This is a genomic window from Halomonas sp. AOP30-A1-24 (assembly GCF_052378165.1).
Classification (GTDB): Bacteria; Pseudomonadota; Gammaproteobacteria; order Pseudomonadales; family Halomonadaceae; genus Vreelandella; species Vreelandella citrativorans.
In genome coordinates this window covers 22,531-44,715 of sequence record NZ_JBQSXL010000012.1, presented here as the reverse complement: position 1 = coordinate 44,715, position 22,185 = coordinate 22,531, and the positions used below count along the sequence as shown (strand labels likewise).

Below are 22,185 nucleotides of genomic sequence, written 5' to 3'. Positions count from 1 at the left end.
AGATGTTTGTATGGAAGCGATTATAACTGCATTTTTTGACGAAATGCCCGATGCCAATGTTGCCAAAGAGCGCGTCGCCTTTGGTACCTCTGGTCACCGTGGCCGCGCAGGTGAGCGTACTTTTAACGCTGCGCATATTGCTGCTATTACTCAAGCCGTGGTGGATTTTCGGCGTGAGGCAGGCTACCAGGGCCCGCTGTTTCTAGGCTTCGATACCCACGCGCTTTCCAGGCCAGCCTGGGAGTGTGCATTGCAGGTATTGGTCGCTAACGACGTACCGGTATTGGTTGAAAAAGGCCACGGCTATACCGCGACGCCGTTGGTTAGCCACGCCATTTTGCAACACAACGCGTCCAACGCAGCGTTGGCCGACGGTTTGATTATTACGCCGTCGCATAATCCGCCTGAAGATGGTGGTATTAAGTACAACCCCGCCCACGGTGGTCCGGCCGATACCGACGTGACATCGTGGATTGAGTTACGTGCCAACGCGTACCTGCTGCGCGAACTGGACGATGTGCCGCTTGTTTCTCTAGAAGAAGCACTTGCCCATGCGCAAGAGTACGATTTTACCGCTCATTATGTGGCAAGCCTGAACAGCGTTATCGATATGCAGGCTATTCAGCGGGCAGGCCTGCGCCTGGGGGCCGACCCGATGGGCGGCACTGCGCTGCCCGTATGGCAGGCGGTTGCAAAGCACTATGCGCTGACACTGGAGGTAGTCAATACTCAGGTGGATGCGTCCTTTGCGTTTATGCCGCCCGACCACGACGGTAAAACCCGTATGGATTGTTCAAGCTCGGCGGCGATGGCGAATCTGTTAACGGTGAAAGACCGCTTCGATATCGCCTTTGGCAACGACCCGGATGCCGACCGCCACGGTATTGTGGATGCCAGTGGCTTGATGAACCCGAACCACTTTTTAGCGGTGTGTATTGATTACCTGATGACGCATCGGCCTGAGTGGGCGGCGTCGCTAAAGATTGGTAAGACGCTGGTATCATCTTCCATGATCGACCGGGTGGTGGCATCGCATAATCGTGAGCTTTATGAAGTACCGGTTGGATTTAAGTGGTTTGTCGAAGGCCTGCATAAAGGGTGGTTGGCTTTTGGTGGCGAAGAAAGTGCTGGTGCCAGCCTGCTAACCCGCGATGGGGCAGCGTGGTCAACCGATAAAGACGGTATCGCGCTGTGCTTGCTGGCAGCGGAGATCTTAGCTGTCACTGGTAAAACCCCTAGTGCCTATTATCGCGAGTTGACTCAGCGCTTCGGCGAGCCTTGCTATAAACGGGTCGATACTGCTTGCACGCCTGAAGAAAAAGCGGCTTTCAAAAAGCTGAACAGTGAGAGCGTGACGGCACAAACACTGGCAGGAGAGGCGATTACCGCTGTGCTGGTGACAGCGCCCGGTAATGGGGCGAGCATTGGAGGTATCAAGGTGACCACCGAAAATGGCTGGTTCGCTGCACGCCCCAGCGGCACAGAATCGCTCTACAAGGTATATGCTGAAAGCTTCAAAGGCCCTGAGCATTTGGATGAGTTGATTGAAAGCGCCAGGGCGTTGCTTTCGGCTATTTTATAGCGCGTTACCCGCCAGCAGGTGGCGCCCGTTACGAAATGAAACAAGGAAATCAGTAATGACCCAGGTGCGCAAAGCGATTATTCCCGTCGCCGGTTTTGGTACGCGGTTGTTGCCCATTAGTAAGGCCATCCCCAAGGAAATGGTGCCTGTTGTGGATCGCCCCTTAATTCAGCACGTTATAGAGGAAGCATTGGCAGCGGGCATTAATGAAATTATCCTGGTGACACGTTCAGGTAAATCGGCGATTGAAGACCACTTTGATGCCCATGTTGAGCTTGAGGACGCACTGGCCAGTAAGGGGAAAGATGCATTGCTGGCAACGCTTGCAGCCATTGCCCCGCCAGAGCTTAAAATTACCAGCGTGCGCCAGGCAAATGCTAAGGGCTTGGGGCATGCAGTTTTTTGTGCTGCGCATTTACTGGGTAACGATGAGCCGTTTGCGGTTATCCTTCCGGATGTGTTGGTAAAGCCCCAGCCAAGCAGTAATACCTGTGATTTGGGGCGTATGGTGGCGCTTTGGGACGCCAGCAGCGCCGCGCAAATTATGGTGGAAGCCGTGCCTCAGGAAGATGTTTATCGTTATGGTATTGTTGACTGTGATGAGCCCAGCGCCGGTGAAAGCGCGGATATGCGCGGCGTGGTCGAGAAACCCAAGCCCGAAGACGCGCCTTCACGGTTGTCGGTCATTGGCCGGTATATTCTGCCGTATCGGGTTATGGAGCTTTTACGCGACCAGCCGCCTGGCGCTGGTAATGAAATTCAGTTGACTGACGCCATTGATCGCTTAATGCAGGAAGGTCAGCAGGTCCAGGCGTTCCGAATGAAAGGGCGCACCTTCGATTGCGGCCATATTGAAGGCTGGCTGCAAGCGAATAACACGCTTGCCCGTGAAGCGGGCTATAACCTGTAAGTTAGCACGTATATATGTTTGCATCGTAAGCCGCCATTTTTGGCGGCTTTTACGTTTTAGGGTTTGTACGAAAAGTCGCTGAGCGAAGGCCAGACCAGGCAAAAATCAGCGAAAAAACGGAGTTTACATGGGTAAATGAGTATTTTGAGCTGATTTTTAACGCCGTATGGTCGAGCGCAAGCAGTTTTCGTACAAAGCCAAGGGTGCGGGTTAAAACGATGTAGCAGACAAGGGGGCGGTATGAATGAATTGTTAACAGAAGTATGTGCGATTGCTCGTGAGGCGGGCGATGCTATTTTACGTGTTTACGCTCAACCGTTCGATGTAGCGATTAAAGCGGATAACAGCCCCGTTACCGCCGCCGATAACGCGGCAAACCAGATTATTTTAGACAAGCTGAAAGCGCTTCCAGAGGGGATCCCCATTCTTTCCGAAGAAGGGGGCGAGACGTTCACCGGGCCGGATGCCAGCGGGCGCTACTGGCTGGTGGACCCGTTGGATGGCACGAAAGAGTTTGTAAAGCGTAATGATGAGTTCACGGTGAATATCGCCCTCATCGAGAACGGCAAGCCTGTATTGGGCGTTGTGCTGGCACCGGTATTTAACGTGGCGTATATCGCAGCTAGCGGCGTGGGGGCGTTTAAGATTGATAAGTACGGGCAGCGAGTCGCTATTCATGTTTCCGGTAGGCCAAAAGAAGGTACCCCGTGGCGCGTAATGGGGAGCCGTTCCCATGCCAGCCCCTATTTGGAAGATTGGTTAAAACAGCTAGGCCCCCACGAGACAAGGCCCATGGGCAGCTCGTTGAAATTTGGCATCATCGCCGAAGGCAGTGCCGATGTATATCCACGCCTCGGCCCCACCAGCCTATGGGACACCGCCGCCGCGCAAGCGGTCGTCGAACAAGCGGGTGGACGAGTAGTAACCCTGGACGGCACCCCGCTTTGTTATGCCAACCCCAACGAAACCCTCAACCCGGATTTTGTTGTTTGGGGGCATTAGCGAGAAAAGCGCCGCCACCACGTAAATGATGCATAGGCAGTGCGGCTCCAGACCAAGGTGGCACATCCGGGCGGCTGACGCCGCCTTTCGCGGGTGCCGCAGGCTCGTTCCTCGCCTGCGTTACCGCGCGCTACGGTTTGCTATATTGATACGGAGAGGTTCATGTAGTGCGCGGTAAGCGAAGCGCACCCGCAAAAGCAGCGCACCGCGCTGCCGGGGTAGGCCAAGGAGGCACGCCCGGGCGGCTGGCGCCGCCTTTCGCGGGTGCCGCAGGCTCGTTCCTCGCCTGCGTTACCACGCGCTACGATTTGCTATATTGGTACGGAGAGGTTCATGTAGTGCGGTGTAAGCGAAGCGCACCCGCAAAAGCAGCGCACCGCGCTGCCGGGATTGGGTGCGGCACATCCGGGCGGCTGGCACCACCCCTTGCAATAGATACTACTTACAGGCTGTTATTCCCAGTCCATTTTGGAAACGTCGGGAATGCGTTCTGAACCCCAGTCGCTTTCGTACCACCCTTTTTTTACGTATTGATGGAAGCTTGACCACTTCCAATCGCGAGGTGCTCTGCTCCAGCCGTGTTTCACCGGGTTATAGTGAATGTAATCGATATGCTGCTGCCAGTCGTTTTCGTCCCGAATAACGTGCTCCCAAAAACCTCGTTGCCAAGCGTTTGGGTTTCCAGAGGGAAGGAGGAAATCTTTCGATGCATACTTTTTGATATCTCTCCAACGAGAAGAGTAATCAGAATCATCTTCCGGGAGGGTCCAAAGGCAGTGGAGGTGATCAGGGAGAAGTACAAACGCCTCCATCACAAAAGGTTGCTCCTCGCGTACTCGACGAAAAGCTCTCCCAAGCGCATTAATATTGAGTTGATCGGCGAGTAGCGGCTGGCGTGAATGGGTCACGACCGTAAAGAAATAGCTGCCTCCGGGCACGTAGGCTCGCCGATAAATTGCCATTACTGCCTTCCTTTAAAATATTATAAATATTACGAGGTAAGGTTAATGGCTTATGAGGTGTATGTCATCTTGAGGGCATTTTGCTCGCGGGTGCGCTAACGCCACATTACAAGGTTTGAATGTAGTGCGCGGCAGGGCTTTGGCGCGCCCGCGATGGTGCCAAAAGGCGGTAAGAGCGTTTAACGATGGTGCTGCTGTTCGCGTTCGGGCTGCCACAAGATGGCGTCGATACGCAGGCGGACTTCGGAGTTATTGGGTAAAGGCCAATCAATAATATCGCCTACTTTAAGGCCGATAAGGCCCGCGCCAATGGGTGCCATTACCGAAATGCCGTCCTCAACCGTGCTGAGTGCATGGGGGTAAACCAGTGTACGCACCATTTGGCGCCCACGGGTTAAGTCAGTGAAGCGGATTTGGCTGTTCATGCTGACCACGTTGTCGGGGATTTCCTGGGGATCAATCACTTCCCCGCGGGATAGCTCTTCCTCAAGCAGTGTGGCCACGGCAAGCTCTTTATCCGTAGCGTTATCAATCAAGCGCTGCAAGCGCTCTGCATCAAGACGGTTAATAGTAATGGGAGGACGTTGTCCCATGGTCACTCTCCTTGGAAAGCATTGAAATCAATCGGATACTTTTATTTAACAGTAAATAAACGATTTTATAGCTGTCAATAAAAACAGTCCTCCCTGAAAAGGGAGGACTGTTTGCCATGACCAGTGTAAGCGATCTAGCAGAGGAAGGCGATTACATTACTCCTTGCTCAATCATGGCATCCGCCACCTTTCTGAACCCGGCAATATTAGCGCCCAGTACCAGGTTGGTGGGGTCGCCAAACTCTTCCGCCGTGGTGGCGCACTGTTGGAAAATATTGGCCATTATCTCTTTGAGTTTTTGGTCAACTTTTTCCAAGGGCCACTGCTCCATGCTGCTGTTCTGCGCCATCTCCAGCTGGCTTGTCGCCACGCCGCCGGCATTAGCGGCTTTACCTGGGCCATAGGCAATTTTAGCGGCCAGGAAGCAGTCAACAGCCTCGGTGGTCGAAGGCATGTTGGCGCCTTCGCTCACACAGGTAACCTGATTGGCGAGAAGCGTTTTGGCATCAAGCTCGGTTAGCTCGTTTTGGGTGGCACAGGGGAAAGCGGCGTCTGCCTGAATGTGCCAAACCGCATGCCCACCTTGCGGATAATCCCGTGCGCTAATGTAGTGCGCGTCAGGGTGCTCGCTTAGGTACTCTTCAAGCGATACCCGTTTGACTTCTTTAAGCTGCTTAAGAAGCCCAAGGTCGATACCCTTTGGATCGTGGACTGTGCCGCGTGAGTCGCTACAGGTGATGGGGGTGGCGCCCAGCTCATACAGTTTTTCAATGGTATAAATGGACACGTTCCCCGCGCCGGATACCAGGCAGGTTTTGCCTTCCAGGGTCTCGCCGCGGGCCGCCAGCATGTTTTGCGCGAAGTAAACAGCGCCGTATCCGGTGGCTTCTTTACGACCAAGCGAGCCGCCCCAGTTTAGGCCTTTGCCGGTTAATACGCCTTCATAGCGACCTGTCAGACGTTTGTACTGCCCATACATATAGCCAATTTCACGCGCGCCAACGCCAATGTCGCCAGCCGGTACATCGCGGGTAGGGCCGATGTGGCGGTAAAGCTCTGACATGAAGGCTTGGCAAAAACGCATGATTTCGTTGTCTGACTTACCCTTGGGGTCGAAGTCAGAGCCACCTTTGCCGCCGCCGATAGGCAGCCCGGTTAAGGCGTTTTTGAAAATTTGCTCAAACCCTAAAAACTTGATGGTGCCTGCCGTAACGCTTGGGTGAAAGCGTAAGCCGCCTTTGTAGGGCCCAAGGGCTGAGTTGAACTGAATACGATAGCCTTTGTTGACCTGTACGCAGCCAGCATCATCTAACCAGCAAACGCGGAACATGATTTGGCGCTCTGGTTCGACCATACGCTCAATAATGCTGTGCTGCAGGTAGTGCGGCTGACGCTCAAACAGAGGGCGCAAACACTCTAATACTTCTTCTGCCGCTTGATAAAATTCAACCTGAGCGGGGCTGCTAAGCTTTAAACGGGACAGCGTATCGTGAACGTAGGGCATGAAAAAATACCATGTGTAATTACTAAAGACGTTGTTAGCTGGTCAGCTATTTGAGGGACATTAAACGAGGGATGCGCTTTCTTGCATACCCTATGTCGTTTCGGAATGAGTAAAAAAATAGTGGAATTTAGACCAAAGTCGCAGTGTTTTGCTTAGAAAAGCAGAATGTTAACAAAGTCAGTTAAACGGTATTTAAACGTAATGCGGTGCATATCGCCAGCCATCATCGCCATGTTGGTGAGGCTCAATCGTAGTGCGGTGTAAGCGAAGCGCACCCGCAGCGGCGGCCCGGCGCAAAGCAGCGCTCCGCGCTGCCGGGGTTAGGGTTGGGTGCGGCTCCAGGCCAAGGCGGCGCATCCGGGCGGCTGGCGCCGCCTTTCGCGGGTGCCGTAGGCTCGTTCCTCGCCTGCGTTACCGCGCGCTACAATTGCCATGCTGTTGTGGCGTGATTCAACCATCGGGCGCGGTAAGCGAAGCGCACCCGCAGCGGCGGCCCGGCGCAAAAGCAGCGCACCGCGCTGCCGGGGTTGGTGTTGGGTGCGGCTCCGGGCCAAGGCGGCGCATCCGGGCGGCTGGCGCCGCCTTTCGCGGGTGCCGCAGGCTCGTTCCTCGCCTGCGTTACCGCGCGCTACAATTCTGCGCATATCAATGCGGAGTGCTTCAACCGTAGTGCGCGGTAAGCGAAGCGCACCCGCAGCGGCGGCCCGGCGCAAAAGCAGCGCCCTGCGCTGCCGGGGTTAGGGTTGGGTGCGGCTCTGGGCCAAGGCGGCACATCCGGGCGGCTGGCGCCGCCTTTCGCGGGTGCCGCAGGCTCGTTCCTCGCCTGCGTTACCACGCGCTACAATTGCCATGTTGAGGTGGCGTGGCTCAACCATGGGGCTCGGCATTGTTATTGTGGCGATGGTTCATCACATCTCGATGTGACGCACGCCGGGCACGGCATTTGTTATCGTGCGGGCGCGGTAATGGCGTTTATCGGCGCTATACGGGCAGGACGGCGCCATCTGTGCGGGGTTCGGTGCCGCCCTGGAATGTGCCGGTGGCGGCGTTGCGGAGGATGATTTGCCCGCGGCCAAAGGTTAGCGCATCGTTCGTCCTGACAATGTGATGCCCGCGCCGTTCTAATGCTTGGGCGAGGTGGTCGGGAAAGCTGGGTTCCACCTCAACGTTTTTGCCTGCTACCCATTTCCAGCGCGGTAGGTCCAGTGCCGCCTGTGGGTTGAGCCTGTCTTCCAGTAGGCTGGTAACTACCTGTACGTGGCCTTGAGGCTGCATGTAACCGCCCATAACGCCGAAGGGGCCGACCACTTGATTATCCTTGGTGATAAAGCCGGGGATAATGGTGTGGTAGGTGCGCTTGCCGGGGCGCAATACGTTGGCGTCTTCTTCGTTAAGCGAGAATGACCAGCCCCGGTTTTGCAGGCTGATACCGGTGCCTGGCACGACAATACCTGAACCGAAGCCTTCAAAGTTGCTTTGGATAAACGAGACCATATTGCCTTCGTCATCCGCAGTGGCGAGGTATACCGTGCCGCCCAGAAGTGGATTGCCGTGTACGGGGTCAATGGCTTCGTTTCCGATCAGCTTACTGCGCTGTGCCAAGTAGGCCGGTGAGAGCATCTGTTCGACGCTTGGTGTCATATCTTCACGCTCGGTGATATAACGCAGCCCATCCACATAACCCAGCTTGGTCGCTTCGATGCGACGATGCAGCGATTCAACCGCATCGCGTGGCTCATCGCCCAGTGCTTCCAGCATGCCGAGTGCCTGTAGCGCGATTAAACCGCTGCCGTTGGGCGGAATTTCCCAGATATCATGACCGCGATAACGAATGCTAATTGGGTCAACCCATTCAGGTCTAAAGGCTGCAAGATCTTCCTTACGTAGAAAGCCCCCATGCTGGCGCGAAAAAGCATCCATGGCATCGGCTAGCTCGCCTTCGTAGAACGCATTGGCGCCGCTTTCAGCTATCGCGCGTAGCGTGTTGGCCATGTCGGGTGAATGCCAAATGTCGCCCGCTTTTGGGGCATGGCCGTGTGGCGCAAAGTGTTCAAACCAGGGGGCAAACTCAGGGCGGTTGTACTGCTTGTAACGGGTGAAGGCTTTGTGCCATAGCTGACTCACCACGGGAGAAACTGCAAAGCCCTCTTCGGCCAGGGTAATCGCCGGGGCCAACAGTGTCGCAAGGGGAAGCTTGCCAAAGCGCTCAGAAAGCGTGGCCCAGGCAGCGGGGGCGCCGGGTACGGTCACTGGGGTTAGTCCGTGGGCGGGCATTGCATCCAGGCCAAGCTCTCGTACGGCGTCAATACTAATCCCCATTGGGGCTCTGCCGCTGGCATTAAGGCCGTGTAATGTATCCTTCACCCATACCAGGGCAAATGCATCGCTGCCAATACCGTTGGAGGTGGGTTCAACCACGGTAAGTGCGGCGGCTGTCGCAATAGCCGCGTCAATCGCGTTGCCGCCATTACGCAGAATATCGGCACCCACTTGGGCGGCAAGCGTTTGGGAGGTGGCGACCATGCCGCGCTTACCCAACGTCACCATGCGTCGGGAGGCGGCCGGGTAGTAATGAGGGTCGAGGTTCATTGAATTATCCTTGTGCGATATGCCAAGCAGGCCACTGTAGGGCTCAACATTAGCAGGATAATCTTATGAACGTCTTCTGATAGCCTTTTGATTCGAACCGTTGGGGGGCTCACCTTTCAGGGCTTACGCAACAGTTCAATCGGCACGTTAAGGTGTTGCGGGCGCTGGAGTACATTCAGCAACACAATGGCGCGCTCTTCGCCCTTGCAGCGCTCGAATATAGCGTCAAGGTCTTTAAAGGGGCCGTCAGTAATGGTGACTTTTTCGCCTGCGCAGAAATAGGTATGGCTCCCTTCTGAGCGGTGAGGTTGGGCGCGAAGCGTCTCCACCAGTGTATTGGGCACGCTAATGGGCGTATTGCCAAACGTCAGCAGGCGTAATACACCACGGGTAGAGCGAATGGGGCGCCAATTGCTGACAACCAGGTCTAAACGAATAAACAGGTAATAGGGAAACAGCGGTTCGCTCACCGTGGCAAGCTTGCCCTGGCGCTTGCGTTGTACATTCAGTACTGGATGAAACACCTCATAACCCTGGTGAGCGAGGTGTTCGGCCGCGCGGAATGATTCGCTGCCTTTGCACTGAATAACGTACCAGTTGGGCAGGGCGCGCTCTTCAATGCTGGACTCGGAAGTGGTTAGCTCTAGGTCAGTAGGTTCCATGCCGTTAGCTCTGTGCCTGGGCGAGCAGTGTAGCGAGTGCTTCTAGGGTTTGGTCGATATGTGCCTGAGTATGATCATAGGCAAGGAAAAAGCGTAGCCGGGCGCTCTTTTCCGGTACGGCTGGGTAAAGAATCGGCTGAACATTGATGTGGTACTGTTCAAGCAGCGTGTGAGAGAGGTGTGCTGCCAACGGTGAACTGCCCACAATGATGGGAACAACGGCGGCGCCGATGCTGTGCCCGGTATCCATGCCGTGTTTTTTGGCTTGCTGCAGGAAGTAGCGCGAGATCGAGTGAAGTTTTTCCACCCGTTCAGGCTCTTGCTGCATAAGCGCTAGCACTTTGATCGAAGGGGCGGCGACCTGGGCAGGCATTCCCACACTGTACAAGAAACCGGGCGCAAAGTAGCGCAGCGTTTCAACCAGCGCTTTAGTGCCCGCAATGTACCCGCCACAGCCGGAGAGCGTTTTGCTCATCGTGCCCATCCAGATATCCACATCACGTGGGTCGATGGCAAAGTACTCATGAAGCCCTAAGCCGTTATCACCCATAACGCCGAAGGAGTGTGCTTCATCAACCATCAGCCATACTTGGTGCCGCTTTTTGAGCTCGATAAAGCGAGGCAGGTCCGGGATGTCGCCATCCATGCTGTAAAGCCCTTCGATGACGACAATCACCCGTTCAAATTGATGACGGTGGCGGCTAAGCAAGGTATCGAGGGCATCAGGGTCGTTATGGGAAAACGACATGCGTTTGGCGCCGGAAAGCTGCGCGCCAACCAGTGAGCTGTTGTGAATATACTCGTCATGTAGCACGAGGTCTTTAGGCCCAAGCAGATAGCCAAGCGTTGATACGTTAGTGGCATGCCCGCTCACAAACGCGACCGCATCATCGACCTGGTACGCCTTGGCAATGGCGTGTTCCAGCTCCCGGTGAATAGGGCGCTCACCAGAAACGACTCGGCTGGCCGATACGGAGCTGCCGTAACGCGTCACCGCCTCGCAAGCGGCTTGGTTAACGCGCGGGTCACCCGAGTAGCCAAGGTAATTGTAGCTGGCGAAGTTAATGCACGGTTGCCCCTGAATAACGCTGGTTGCTCCGGCAATGCCTTCATGCACCTTAAAGAAGGGGTCTTTTAACCCCAACTGTTCAGCACCCTGGCGCAGCATGGCAAGCTGCTGGTAGCCTGGGTGGGCATCAAACCGCGTAAAGCGCTCGGGCACCGGATTGCTTGAGTCGTTGCCCTGTGAAGGGGCGGCAGCGTTGGACGTTGCGCGTGGCATCGTACGTGGCGTAGTACGTTTACGTGCTTGTTCCAACAGCTGCCGTTTTAAATCAGAGCGCTTAGCGGTCATGGTGTCTCGGTTGTCGATGATGTTGATGCTGGCTCGGTGAGCCCGCCTGCCCCGTGGCGAGCGGCCAGAGAGGCTAACGCATCTTGCGGTGCTTCTTCAACATCGTCGTCATGCTGATGGAGCTTTTGAATCAGCACACCCGCCAGCTTGTTAAGCGTTGAGGCTTCGCTAAGTATCATTACCGGCACCTGAACACCCAAGCGGTTCTCGATTGCTGTCATCAGCTCGACCCCCATCAGCGAGTCAAAGCCCATGTCGTAGACCGAGCGATTAACGTCAATCTTTTCCTCTTCAATTAACAGGATGCTGGCAAGCTCTGCTCGAAGCAGCTCTGTGACCGTACTATGCAGCTCTTCCGGTGAAAGCTCGGCAAGCAGAGCGCTGATATCGTCATCGGTATCGTTGCTGCTGTCGTCATCGCTGGCACGGGCAATCTCGTTAAAGCGTGGCGCATTGGCGGTCGGCAAGAAGCGGGCGAGCGCGCCCCATTCAAGCTCCAGTACGCCAAGGCTGGGGCCGGGTGATACCAGCATCTGCTCAAGCACGTTAAGCGCATCATCTGAGCGAAGGGCAGAACCGCCTAAACGCTCTTGCAGCGCGTCACGCGTGCGCGTGTTGCGCGCCAGGAAGCCGACATCTTCAATGGCACCCCAGCGTACACACGTGGCGGGAAGGCCGGCGGCACGACGATTAGCGGCAAACGCTTCGAGCCAATGGTTGGCAGCCACGTAATTGGCCTGACCTGGGTTGCCAAATAGCGTGGTCGCTGACGAGTAGAGGATGAAGAAGTCCAATTGCTCATTACGCGTTAGCGCATCCAGGTGGCGAGCACCCTCTATTTTGGGCGCTAGCACCTTTTGAATGCGCTCGGCGTCCAGGTTACGAATCAAGCTGTCATCTATCACCGTGGCGGCATGCACGATACCGCGTAGCGGGCCCAGCTCATCCTTGGCGCGTGCTAACACGCTGGACAGTGCATCTCGGTTGGTAATGTCGCAGGCTGCGGCCATTACCTGTACGCCCTGAGCATTAAAATCCGCAAGCGCAGCTTGTGCTTCTTCGCTGGCCGGGCCGCTGCGGCTAAGCAGAATCAGTTGGCGAGCGCCTTTGCTTACCAGCCATTGGGCGGTTTTAAGGCCGAACCCGCCCAAGCCACCGGTCACCAGGTAGCTGCCATCGTTTGATAGGCTCAACGTTTCACGGCCCAGCGCTTCGTTTCTGGGCGGCGCAATAGGCTGCTCATAGGTAACGACGACTTTGCCGATCTGGCGCGCTTGCTGCATATAGCGGAAAGCATCGATGACCTGGCTATGGCTGAACGCGGTAAACGGTAGCGGGCTGAGGGTGCCGTCGTTAAACAGCGCCATCATTTCCCCGAACAGCCGCTGGGTCAGCGCAGGCTGTACTTTCATTAGCTGATCGGAGTCGATACCGAAATAGCTTAAGTTATTGCGGAAAGGGCGCAGGCCAATGTGGGTATTCTCGTAGAAGTCGCGTTTACCCAGCTCCAGGAATCGACCAAAGGGGCGCAGGGCGCGCAGGTTTTGGTTGATGGCTTCCCCGGCAAGCGAGTTCAGTACGATATCGACACCTTCGCCCTGAGTGTCTTCAAGAATTTCTTCAGCAAAGGTGAGTGAGCGAGAATCATAAAGGTGCTCCACGCCCATTAGCCGTAAAAAGTCGCGTTTCTCTTCCGAACCCACCGTGGCGTAAATTTCCGCGCCAAGCCATTGGGCAATTTGCAGCGCGGCAATACCGACACCACCGGCTGCACCATGAATCAAGACTTTTTCGCCTGGCTCCAAGCGTGCCAAGTGTTTAAGCGCGTAGTACACGGTAAAAAACGTGGTCGGGATGGTGGCAGCGGCGGCGTAACTCACGCCTTCTGGAAGAGGCGCTATCGCGTGCTGACTGGCAATCAGCCGGTCACTAAAACTGGCTGGCCCAAAGCCGACGATGGCTTGCCCTGGGGCTACGTGAGTAACGTTGTCGCCCACGGCAATAACTTCACCAGAGAACTCAAGCCCCAGCGTGGGGCCCGCAAAGCCGTTCTCGATCGCTTCGTCAGAAAGCAGGCCGAGCGTGTACATCACGTCACGGAAGTTAAGCCCGGTAGCTTTTACCTTGACCTCAACCTCATCGGCCTTAAGCGCAGGTAACGCTCGTGGGCGCCACTGTAACTGGCGCAACTGCCCGGGTAGCGCAAAGCCGAGGGTCATTGCTTGACGAGCAGGCGTGCTAACGGTTTGTTGAGGTGCAGGTGCAGGCAAGGTGCGCAAGCGGGTGGCAAAGCGTTCACCGCCTGCATGGATGACGACTTCGTTTTCGCTGTCCGCGATAGTCAGCGATGCAGCCCATGTACTTAACGCTGCATCGCTAACCTCATGGGGAATATCCAGCAGGCTGGCCGTATGCCCTACAGCTTCATTGGCAAGCGAGCGGCCAAAGCCCCAAAGTGCGGCATCATCGGGTACGTTGTCGTGTGTTTGCTGTGTTTGTTGAGTGTGCCAAAGCAGGCTAACACCTTGAGTGGTAAGCCATAGCGTTGCCGAGGTGAGCTTGGCCGCTTCCAGCGCCAGGCTCCACTGCTGGGCACGATAACAACGCAAGGTTTGCACGCTGGTGTCGTTACCGCCCAGATCGCGTAGGTCAATCACATTCAATATTTGAGCAGCATCGCCCCATTCGCCGAGTGCATTTTGCAATAGCGTATCGGGTGCGTCGTCGCTTTGCTCAACCCGGACCTTGGCCTGGTGTGCGGTAAGTGCTTTAGCCAAGCGCGCCGCAAGCGCCTCGTTGGTCGGGTCGGTGATGATTAACTGGCAAGGCGTGTTGGCAAGGCTTTCATCCGCCTGAGAAGTGACGGATGCCAGTGGCAGCTGGGCATGCAGCAGGTAAGCGCTCGCCGAGCTCTCTTCAAGCTCGATGGGGGCTGAAACCATAAAGCCTTGGGCACTTAGCCAATCGCTTAGTGTGCTGTGTTCCAGTGCCGTTTGGTCGATGCCTGGCGTTGCCAGCACGTCATCTAGCCACTGGCTGGGGGCTATGCCCATCACCATAAGGTGGGCGCCAGAAGCCAGCTGGGCAGGCAAGGCTTCAATCAGCTGGCGCGTGCGAGCAGGTTGGGTGGCATCGGTACTGATGAAGGCGAGCTGGGCTTTTTCTGCGTTTGCTAACGTGTGTGGCGCATCATCCAGCGACTGCACATCAATAAGCGGGTAGCGCTCTTGCAGCTGTTCTGCCTGGTGGCGTGCGCTGTCATGCGTGGTAATCACTCGGTAGTGGTGATTGCCTGCCTGGCCCGCATTGGCTAGCTGTTCCAGCAGTCGCTGGCCCAGCGCAGGCGCACAGGGGCCCGCTTCAAGCAGTTGCAGACGCTCGCCTTGGCCCAATAGGGAAAGTGACGCTTCGATCAGGCTGCCAAGCTCAGTGGCAAGCGCTTGCCAACCGCATTCACCGATCAGTACACGGTTTAGCCTTGCCATTAGCTCAGTGGTAATGCCCAGTGTCTCAAGCGATGTCGTGCCGTTGAGTAGTGCATCACGGTGCAAGCCCAGGCGGCCCACCAGGTGAATCGGTGCAAAATAGTCGGGGTAATCCTGCACCAGTAGTTGCCAGATAGCTTCGGGCGCCAGTGCTTCCTCGTCGCCTTCAATGGCATAGCCATGCTGGGTAAATGCTTCGCTTAGGCTATCGAGTAACGGAGCGACCTCTTGGGCGTAGCGTTGACCGGTATATGACGCGTAGTGGCCGCTTAGTTGTGCCAAGCGGTTTAGGGCGTCGGCCGCCAAGGGCAGTGGCTTGGCGTCAAGCGGCGCTGGGGTAAGCTCGATATCCAGATAGCTAAACGATTGATGATGCGCGCGGTTCAAACGAATCGCCTTGAAGCGTGTTTGGCTCAGCACAGCCACAGCGTTTCCACTCGCATCGTACAGCTCAAAATCTGCAGTAAACGAGTGGGGCGCACGTTTGCCCATTACGGCGCGGGCCAGTACCGGCACACCCGCTTCGAGGTTGACCTGTATACGACCAACCCGAACAGGCACAAACGCAAGCTGTGCGGCAAATTCGCTGTGCTGCGCTAGCAAGGGGATAAACATCTGGAAGGCGCTATCCAGAATGCCGGGATGAAGGTGAAGCGTCGCTAGCTGTGCCTGCACGTTACTGGATAAATCGATGGCGCCGATGACGGCGTTATCTTCGATCCATCCGTGGCTAATTGCCTGGAAGGCAGGCCCATAGTGCAGGCCGATGCGCTCGGCCATTTGCAGGTGTTCTGTTAGCGTGTAGTCCGGTGCGCGCGAAGGCAGTTTAGGTGCCCGACGGTTGAGCAGAAAGCCACGGCTTTCATGCATATTGCGCGCTACCGCGTTTAACTGCCATTCGTGACCATTGGCTGGTTCTCGGGAGTGAATGGCGATGCGGCCGTCTTCCGAATTGAGCGCTAAGCGCAGAGCACGACCATTAGGCCCATCCAGCAGGAGGGGGGCACGAATTTCCAGCTCTTCGATATCCAAAAGTGGGGTATCTTTTTGCTGTAATGCGGCGGCCAGGGTTAGCTCAACAAACCCGGCACCGGGGAACACCGCGCCTTCACCCACCACGTGATCAGCAAGCCAAGGCTGACGCTTAATGTCCAACTGGCTTTCCCAAGTGTGCTCTTGCTGCGCCAGAGGATAGCCCAGTAGAGGATGCTGGTAATAGCGTGAAAGCAGTCCTTGACTGTCTTGTGTGCTGTTGACCCAGTGCCGCGTGCGTTGCCATGGGTAGCGGGGCAGTAAGGTACGTTGGCCTTCCACGGGGAAGGCATGACGCATATCAAATGAAAGCCCGCTCAACAGTAACTGGCCAACGCTTTGCTGCAGTTGTTCAAGACCAGGCTTGTGCCGCTCAATAGTGCCAATTGCCAGCCCTTTACGCTCTTGCTGGCGTAGTGTTTCATTGAGGTAGCGGCGCAAAATGGGATGCGCGCCAACTTCTACAAATACGTTATAACCCTGTTGTATCAGCGCGGTGGCTGCGTTATCAAACAGGACCGGTTCGCGGATGTTTTTCCACCAATACGTGGCGTCAAGCTCAGTGCCTAGGCTAAGTTCACCAGTAACCGTTGAGTAGTAGGGCAGCTGTGTTTTACAAGGGGTAATGTCGGCCAGCGCATCAATAACCCCCTGCTGGATGCTATCCATGGCGGGGCTATGGAAGGCATAGTCCAGCGGTAGGCGTTTGGCGAAAGTGCCTTGTTCACTTAACGCGGCTTCAAGCTCGGCCAGTTGATCACGGTTACCTGCCAGCGTGATGCCTTTAGGACTGTTAATACCCGCAAGGCAAACCTGGTCAAATTCTGGCTTGGCAAGCCATGGCGCAATATCTTTGGCGCTCATGGCGACGGCGCTCATTTCGCCCTTGCCACGGGTTTTGCCTTGATAAAAACTGCGGAAATAAATGACCTTGACGGCGTCTTCAAGACTGAGTGCGCCTGCAGCCCAGGCGGCAGCGACTTCCCCGACACTATGCCCAAACACAGCGGTAGGCATGATGCCCTGCGCTTTTAGCCATTCTGTTAGCGCGACCTGTAGAGCAAACAGGGCTGGCTGAGCGATTTCGGTAAGCTCGAAGCGGTTCTCTCCGTTCTGCCCCTCAAACTCAGCACGTAGCGAGAAACCGCCGTGCTGCTGAAAGAGGCTGTCCACGCGGTCAATAGCGTCGGCAAAAACGGGGGCTGTATTGAGCAGTTCACGGCCCATGGTTTCCCACTGGCAGCCATTGCCGTCATAAACAAATACCGGGCCACGCGCATTGGGCAGCCGTTCCAGCGTGATCACATGCGGGGTGTCTTCACCCTTGGCAAATTGGCCCAGCGCCGCTGCGGCTTCTTCTGACGTTTGCGCAAAGCAAAGGGCGCCAAAGGTATGCTGTTCACGGTGGTTAAACAGTGTATGGGCAACATTGTAGAAGGCGTCACTGCCTTCTATTAGATGCTCTGCTAATAAGTGAGCGCTATCCGTAAGTGCGTCCTGGCTTTTAGCACTTAGCCGGATGGGCAGTGCATGAGCGGATGTGTGGCCAGCTGCTGCCGGCTTTTCGGGTGCGCTTTCTAAAATAACGTGGGCATTGGCGCCGCCAAAGCCAAACGAGTTAATCCCGATGACCAGGCGCCCCTCTTTTTTAAGAGGCTGCGCTTTGGTAACGACATGCAGGTTCCATTCATCAAATTTGATGCGTGAATTAAGCTTGCGAATGCCGATGGTCGCAGGTACTTCACGGTGTTGCAGGCTATAAAGCGCTTTGGCAAGCCCCGCGACCCCCGACGCCGTTTCCAAGTGGCCAACGTTACTTTTTATAGAGCCAATCGGCAGGGGGGCCTGGCGATACTTGCCCAGGGCTTCACCAATGGCGCGGGTTTCTATTGGGTCGCCAACGGCGGTGCCCGTGCCATGGGCTTCCAGATAGTCGATCTCGTCGGGGCTGATGCCTGCCTGTTCGTAGGCGCGGCGCATTAGGTCAATCTGTGCGCTGGGGTTGGGTACCGTAATGCCTGATTTATGGCCATCGGTATTCACCGCCGAGCCAGCGACCACCGCGAGAATATTGTCGCCGTCAGCGATCGCCTGGTCGTAATCCTTGAGCAGGAAAAGCCCCGCGCCTTCAGAGCGCACGTAGCCATCGCCTGAGTCATCAAACACCTGGCAGCGGCCCGTTGGCGAGAGCATGCTCGCCTTGGAGAATATAATGAACCCATAAGGGTGCAGATGAAGGCTGATACCCCCCGTCAGCGCCATGGTCGTTTCACCGCTGCGAATGGATTGGCAGGCTTGATGAAACGCCACCATGGATGACGAACAGGCGGTATCCAGCGACATGCTTGGGCCATGCAGGTCAAACACGTAAGAGAGACGGTTGGAGGCAATGCTTGACGTGTTACCCGTCGCGGTTGACGCATCAATGGCCGCCATGTCATCCGCCATGCGATACGAGTAGTCAAGGCTGGCGACCCCCAGGAACACGCCGCACTGGCTGCCGCGTAAGCTGCTGGGGACGATGCCGGCGCTTTCGATGGTTTCCCAAGCGAGCTCTAGCAGCATGCGCTGCTGTGGGTCCATATTGGCCGCTTCGCGGGGCGAAATACCAAAAAACTCGGCATCAAACCCGCTGATGTCGCCAAGGCTACCTGCCGCGAAGGTAACGCTGGTGCCAGGGTGGCGCTTGTCGGGGTGCAAAAAAGCCTCATGGCTCCAGCGGTCAGAGGCCACTTGGGTGACCAGATCTTTTTCGGCTTGCAGGTCCTGCCAGAACGTTTCAGGGGTGGTGCCGGGGAAACGATGGGCGGCGCCGATAATGGCAACGCGTCTAGTCATTCTTGCTCCTGAGGTTCTGGTTCTGCCTTGATCACATCGCTACTTATATCGTGTCCAAACGCTTGTTTAAATAGCTGGACGCCAAGTTCACTGGCGGTTAACGCGCACGTGTCATGCTGTTCGGGCATAAAGTCGTTCGACCACTCTTTAGTCTGCGTCGACCATATCATGTACGGCGTCGTGCCAGCCGGTAACGAGAAGTGCTCATACGCTTCGGGCAATATAGGTACATGATCACCATACCAGCCCAGCAATCCTGGCCGCTTACGTTCATCCAGCGTGCTTTTAACGCTAGCCAACATTTTGTCGGCCTCGCCTAGATGGCGCAAGTACACGGCTAAATCGTGTAAATGTGCAGGTAGTGGCCAAGGTGCTGTGGGCAGTGCAGCCGCGAGGCTTTCCTGGTGAGGTGCTTCCAGGTGCAACGGCCCATGATTCTCCATGGTAATCACAAATATAAAAAGAGGCCCATTATCGCTATCTTCAAGCAGGCGTCCAACCTTTCGTGCAACGGCAAGGTCACCGATGTACTGGCCTTGCTTTTCGCTACTTTCAAAACCAGTGAGATCGATAAACTGGTCGAACCCTAACTGGGGGATCACTTTATGGCGCATATAAAAGCTGGCAGGGTAGGGGTGAACGCATACCGTACGGTACCCCGCTGCCTTAAACGCACTGGCCAGGCTTGGCAGTGGGTGGCGCGACAGCGTGCGATAGGGGTTAAATTGGCGCGGGCCCCATGCGGCCGGTGAAAGTCCGGTGAGCACTGCACATTCGGTACGTACGGTATTAGCACCCCATGCGGGCACATTCAGCTCGCCATGCAGCTGCGCTTGTAAGCGCGTAGCATCAAAATTCTTTAATAAGCTGTCACTAATGTCAGAGTGCCAGGGGCGTGGGTCGAAAAAGGATTCGCTTTGCACCAGTACGACATTAGGACGTACGTTAGATGTTGCCGTGAGGCGACTGGCTTCAACCTTTTTGGTTAACAGGTAAAACGGGGATTGTTCTGGCGCGGGAGGAGATGAGCGCATAAGGGCGATGCCATAAGCCCATAGGCTTGCAAATAAGCCCAAACGATTTATGTCATCTACCGGGTTCAATGTGATGGGAGCGAGTGCCCGCCAGCCCAATGCGATAAGCGGGGCACCTATTGCGATGAGTAATCCGCAGAGGGTGATAAAGCGTTGCCCGCCCCACTGAGATACGAGCGAAGGTTCCCAGTACAGAAACGCTCCGATGGCTCCCGCTCCCGCGCCAATGGCGGCTATGGCAAGGCCGGTCCCAAAAAAGGGCACATAAAGGCGGGGGTGGAGGATGGCATCCCAAAAGTACTCAAAATCGTGGCAGATGAACGGCTCACAAAGTGTGCGAGATTTTGTATTACTGGATTGAACGAGCACCAGCTGAAGCGCCAGAATAAACACCACCGTAAACCAGGGCCGCTGAAGCACCAGAATAAACGCGCCAAACAGCAATAGCCAGCTGCCTAAATGCACGCTGTTGACCGCCAGGCCGCGCCGCCAAAGTGGCTTAGGGCGTGGGTCAAGGAGGGCTTCGAAGATGATCGTCCCCATTCCTCCAACCAGCAATGGCCAAAAAAGCGGAAAGGGCAGCGAAGTCGTCATATCAATCGCTCCCCGAATGGTCAGTATGATTAAAGCCCAGGCGTTTGATTAACCATTGTGAAATAGCGGCCGGAAGTACAGCCAGCCACCAGGTGCCAAAATTGAGTGGGAACGGAAAGCTGATACGAGCCCGGTTCGCATCAATGCCCCGCTTAATCACGTTGGCAGCCCGCTCTGGTGGCCATTCAAAAGGCTTGGGGCCTGGCATGGCATTGCACATGGGCGAGGTTACATAGCCCGGCATTACGACCGTTACCCCCACACCATGAGGCGCCAGTAGCCCGCGTAACCCTTCCCCATAAGCCTTAATCCCTGCTTTGCTGGCGCTGTACGTGGGCGTAGTAGGCAGGCCGTGCCAAGCGGCGAGCGAGCTAATCAACACTAACTGCCCGCTACCTCGTTTTTGCATGGCGGGTACCAAATGCTGGGCCATGGCGATGGGGGTTTTCAGATTGATATCCAGAAGCGCTTGAACATCATCCCAAGGCTCTAATGCCCCGTTTGTTTGGGGATGGGTGTTCTTGCCAGCGGTGGCGATCACAATATCAGGCAGGTGTTCTTTACGCAGTGTATGAAGCCACTGCTTGAGTGCTTCTTCATCGACCAGGTTAACCGAGCTGGTTGTCACTTGAGCGCCTAGCGCCCGGCAAGTATCCGCCAGGTTGGATAGTACGTCTTGCTGCCTGCCGTGGAGCACCAGGTGAGTGCGTGGAGCGGCATAGGCGCGTGCCAAGGCACCACCTATGGCACCGGTTGCTCCCGTGATCAGCACGCAGCGCTCAGGTGTGGTGAGGTCTGGGGCGGCACTCAAAGTAGTTTCTCCAACGGCGATGGGCAGGCTTCCAGTATGTGCGCTGCATTGTTAACGGCCAGGTCAATGCTTGGCTGGCAGTAAAAACCGCCGTTCACTTGGACGCTATGCATCACCGTATTACGAAAATAGGTGAAAAGCGCTTGGCTTGGTGGAGGCGGCCGATTCCAAAACTCGTCGAGGTTACCTTCATAGGTAAGCCCGGCAAGATTGTAAATTGGGTCGCTTAGCGCAAACGTAGGGCACTGTTTTTCCAAAGAAACAAAGCCGACGGTGCTGTTAACCGTCACGGTGCCCACTGCATGTTTAATCAGCAACTCCAGGTTGCCGGACTCCAGGTAGACGATACGTCCCTGCAAACCGTAAAACTGGGCAAGCTGTTCAATAACTCTGGCGTAATTGACCAGCCCCATATCCAGCGGGTGATTCTTGATACAGAGAAGGGCATCGCTTGGCGCATGTTCGGCAAACGACCCCATCACATGATCCATCACTTCTTGCATATTGGCATAGGGTGAGTGATCGCGAATTTGGGCATCGGTATTGAGCTGAAGCGGCAGCATAAAGTAGGGCTTGGCGCTTTCAATCAACGTTTTTATGCGTTGGGCATCCTGCTTTTTCCACTGCCTTAATAGCGCAAAGCGTTTGATATAGCCTGCGTATTCAATCGGCGCAGTAATCGGTGCATGGTTTCGGTAGTGCGGTGCCACCAAGGGGTTGGCTAACCCAGCCAAGTGATAACTGACATCGTGCATGGCGCGGATCTTGAATGATGATCTAAAACGCACCGGTGGGGGGAATTGGGGTAGCGCCTTACCCGTTTCATAAAACCAGGTGGGGTCGCGGGGTAAGAGCGAGTGACCATTTACCCCGTCGCGCTCAAGCGTTACCCAAAATGGGCGAAAGTAGCCCTCTTCAAACACGTGGGTACGCACCCCTGCCGCCGGGGCATTTTCTATCGCAGGCCGATGGATAGGGCGGCGGTCGCCGAACATGATCTGGTCGGTAATCGCATGGCGCTGCCAGAGCGATGCTATGTAGTCAGGCAGTTCACTTAATGATTCACGAAACAGGTAGTTTTCACTGTGGGTACGTTGCCAGTAAGCAATATCGCCAGCGTTGAAGTTAACCTTTACGACGCGGTGCCCGTCCTCTGTCAATCGACGTGCTAAACGTTGATAAAAGGGCGAGCAGACCCCTTGTAAGAATAAGAATGCGCGCTTTGACTTCAAC

14 protein-coding genes are annotated in these 22,185 nt (G+C 55.8%); 3 read left to right on the top strand and 11 right to left on the bottom strand.

The window, feature by feature from the left end; all coding sequences use genetic code 11:
- Positions 1-10: 10 nt before the first annotated feature.
- From pgm to cysQ, 3 genes are all read left to right on the top strand, one after another.
- The gene (gene pgm, locus ACT3TJ_RS08730; RefSeq protein ID WP_444665591.1) at positions 11-1,582 is read left to right on the top strand and encodes a phosphoglucomutase (alpha-D-glucose-1,6-bisphosphate-dependent); all 1,572 of its coding nucleotides are present in this window, start codon (positions 11-13) and stop codon (positions 1,580-1,582) included.
- Positions 1,583-1,637: 55 nt separating this feature from the next.
- Positions 1,638-2,492 (top strand): UTP--glucose-1-phosphate uridylyltransferase, encoded by an 855-nt coding sequence (locus ACT3TJ_RS08725; RefSeq protein WP_193054197.1) that lies wholly within the window; start codon positions 1,638-1,640, stop codon positions 2,490-2,492.
- Between the two features lie 240 nt (positions 2,493-2,732).
- Positions 2,733-3,494 carry a 3'(2'),5'-bisphosphate nucleotidase CysQ gene (cysQ, locus tag ACT3TJ_RS08720; RefSeq protein ID WP_193054196.1) on the top strand — a complete coding sequence of 254 codons (762 nt, stop codon included), beginning with the start codon at positions 2,733-2,735 and terminating at the stop codon, positions 3,492-3,494.
- Positions 3,495-3,946: 452 nt separating this feature from the next.
- Here the strand turns inward: cysQ and ACT3TJ_RS08715 are convergent, their stop codons facing one another.
- The 11 genes from ACT3TJ_RS08715 to ACT3TJ_RS08665 form a co-directional block, all read right to left on the bottom strand.
- On the bottom strand, positions 3,947-4,456 hold the full coding sequence (locus ACT3TJ_RS08715) for an REP-associated tyrosine transposase (protein ID WP_441680232.1): 510 nt from the start codon (positions 4,454-4,456) through the stop codon (positions 3,947-3,949).
- Between the two features lie 179 nt (positions 4,457-4,635).
- Complete coding sequence (gene rnk / locus ACT3TJ_RS08710) at positions 4,636-5,049, bottom strand: nucleoside diphosphate kinase regulator (RefSeq protein WP_193053109.1); 414 nt, start codon at positions 5,047-5,049, stop codon at positions 4,636-4,638.
- Positions 5,050-5,200: 151 nt separating this feature from the next.
- Positions 5,201-6,553 (bottom strand): NADP-specific glutamate dehydrogenase, encoded by a 1,353-nt coding sequence (gdhA, locus tag ACT3TJ_RS08705; protein ID WP_193056240.1) that lies wholly within the window; start codon positions 6,551-6,553, stop codon positions 5,201-5,203.
- Between the two features lie 320 nt (positions 6,554-6,873).
- Positions 6,874-7,266 (bottom strand): hypothetical protein, encoded by a 393-nt coding sequence (locus ACT3TJ_RS08700; protein WP_444665589.1) that lies wholly within the window; start codon positions 7,264-7,266, stop codon positions 6,874-6,876.
- Between the two features lie 268 nt (positions 7,267-7,534).
- A complete protein-coding gene (locus tag ACT3TJ_RS08695; RefSeq protein WP_193053880.1) occupies positions 7,535-9,142 on the bottom strand; it encodes a gamma-glutamyltransferase family protein in 1,608 nt (535 codons plus the stop codon).
- A gap of 116 nt (positions 9,143-9,258) precedes the next feature.
- Positions 9,259-9,804 (bottom strand): transcription/translation regulatory transformer protein RfaH, encoded by a 546-nt coding sequence (rfaH, locus tag ACT3TJ_RS08690; RefSeq protein ID WP_193053879.1) that lies wholly within the window; start codon positions 9,802-9,804, stop codon positions 9,259-9,261.
- 4 nt (positions 9,805-9,808) lie between these two features.
- Positions 9,809-11,158, bottom strand: coding sequence for an aminotransferase class I/II-fold pyridoxal phosphate-dependent enzyme (locus tag ACT3TJ_RS08685; protein ID WP_444665587.1), 1,350 nt, complete (start codon positions 11,156-11,158; stop codon positions 9,809-9,811).
- Positions 11,155-18,513, bottom strand: coding sequence for an SDR family NAD(P)-dependent oxidoreductase (locus ACT3TJ_RS08680; protein WP_444665585.1), 7,359 nt, complete (start codon positions 18,511-18,513; stop codon positions 11,155-11,157). Before ACT3TJ_RS08680 ends, ACT3TJ_RS08685 begins: the two co-directional genes overlap by 4 nt.
- On the bottom strand, positions 18,510-20,141 hold the full coding sequence (locus tag ACT3TJ_RS08675; protein WP_444665583.1) for an LTA synthase family protein: 1,632 nt from the start codon (positions 20,139-20,141) through the stop codon (positions 18,510-18,512). Before ACT3TJ_RS08675 ends, ACT3TJ_RS08680 begins: the two co-directional genes overlap by 4 nt.
- A gap of 1 nt (position 20,142) precedes the next feature.
- Positions 20,143-20,952 carry an SDR family NAD(P)-dependent oxidoreductase gene (locus ACT3TJ_RS08670; RefSeq protein ID WP_444665581.1) on the bottom strand — a complete coding sequence of 270 codons (810 nt, stop codon included), beginning with the start codon at positions 20,950-20,952 and terminating at the stop codon, positions 20,143-20,145.
- Positions 20,949-22,184, bottom strand: a complete 1,236-nt coding sequence (locus ACT3TJ_RS08665; RefSeq protein ID WP_444665580.1) for a capsule biosynthesis protein — start codon at positions 22,182-22,184, stop codon at positions 20,949-20,951. The genes ACT3TJ_RS08670 and ACT3TJ_RS08665 overlap by 4 nt, the downstream gene beginning before the upstream one ends.
- Position 22,185: the final 1 nt, after the last annotated feature.

Coding starts and splice junctions, on each gene's coding strand:
- rnk (WP_193053109.1), bottom strand. CDS start 5,049: ATGGGACAACGTCCTCCCATTACTATTAACCGTCTTGATGCAGAGCGC.
- rfaH (WP_193053879.1), bottom strand. CDS start 9,804: ATGGAACCTACTGACCTAGAGCTAACCACTTCCGAGTCCAGCATTGAA.
- ACT3TJ_RS08685 (WP_444665587.1), bottom strand. CDS start 11,158: ATGACCGCTAAGCGCTCTGATTTAAAACGGCAGCTGTTGGAACAAGCA.
- ACT3TJ_RS08675 (WP_444665583.1), bottom strand. CDS start 20,141: ATGACGACTTCGCTGCCCTTTCCGCTTTTTTGGCCATTGCTGGTTGGA.
- ACT3TJ_RS08725 (WP_193054197.1), top strand. CDS start 1,638: ATGACCCAGGTGCGCAAAGCGATTATTCCCGTCGCCGGTTTTGGTACG.
- pgm (WP_444665591.1), top strand. CDS start 11: ATGGAAGCGATTATAACTGCATTTTTTGACGAAATGCCCGATGCCAAT.
- ACT3TJ_RS08680 (WP_444665585.1), bottom strand. CDS start 18,513: ATGACTAGACGCGTTGCCATTATCGGCGCCGCCCATCGTTTCCCCGGC.
- gdhA (WP_193056240.1), bottom strand. CDS start 6,553: ATGCCCTACGTTCACGATACGCTGTCCCGTTTAAAGCTTAGCAGCCCC.
- cysQ (WP_193054196.1), top strand. CDS start 2,733: ATGAATGAATTGTTAACAGAAGTATGTGCGATTGCTCGTGAGGCGGGC.
- ACT3TJ_RS08715 (WP_441680232.1), bottom strand. CDS start 4,456: ATGGCAATTTATCGGCGAGCCTACGTGCCCGGAGGCAGCTATTTCTTT.
- ACT3TJ_RS08695 (WP_193053880.1), bottom strand. CDS start 9,142: ATGAACCTCGACCCTCATTACTACCCGGCCGCCTCCCGACGCATGGTG.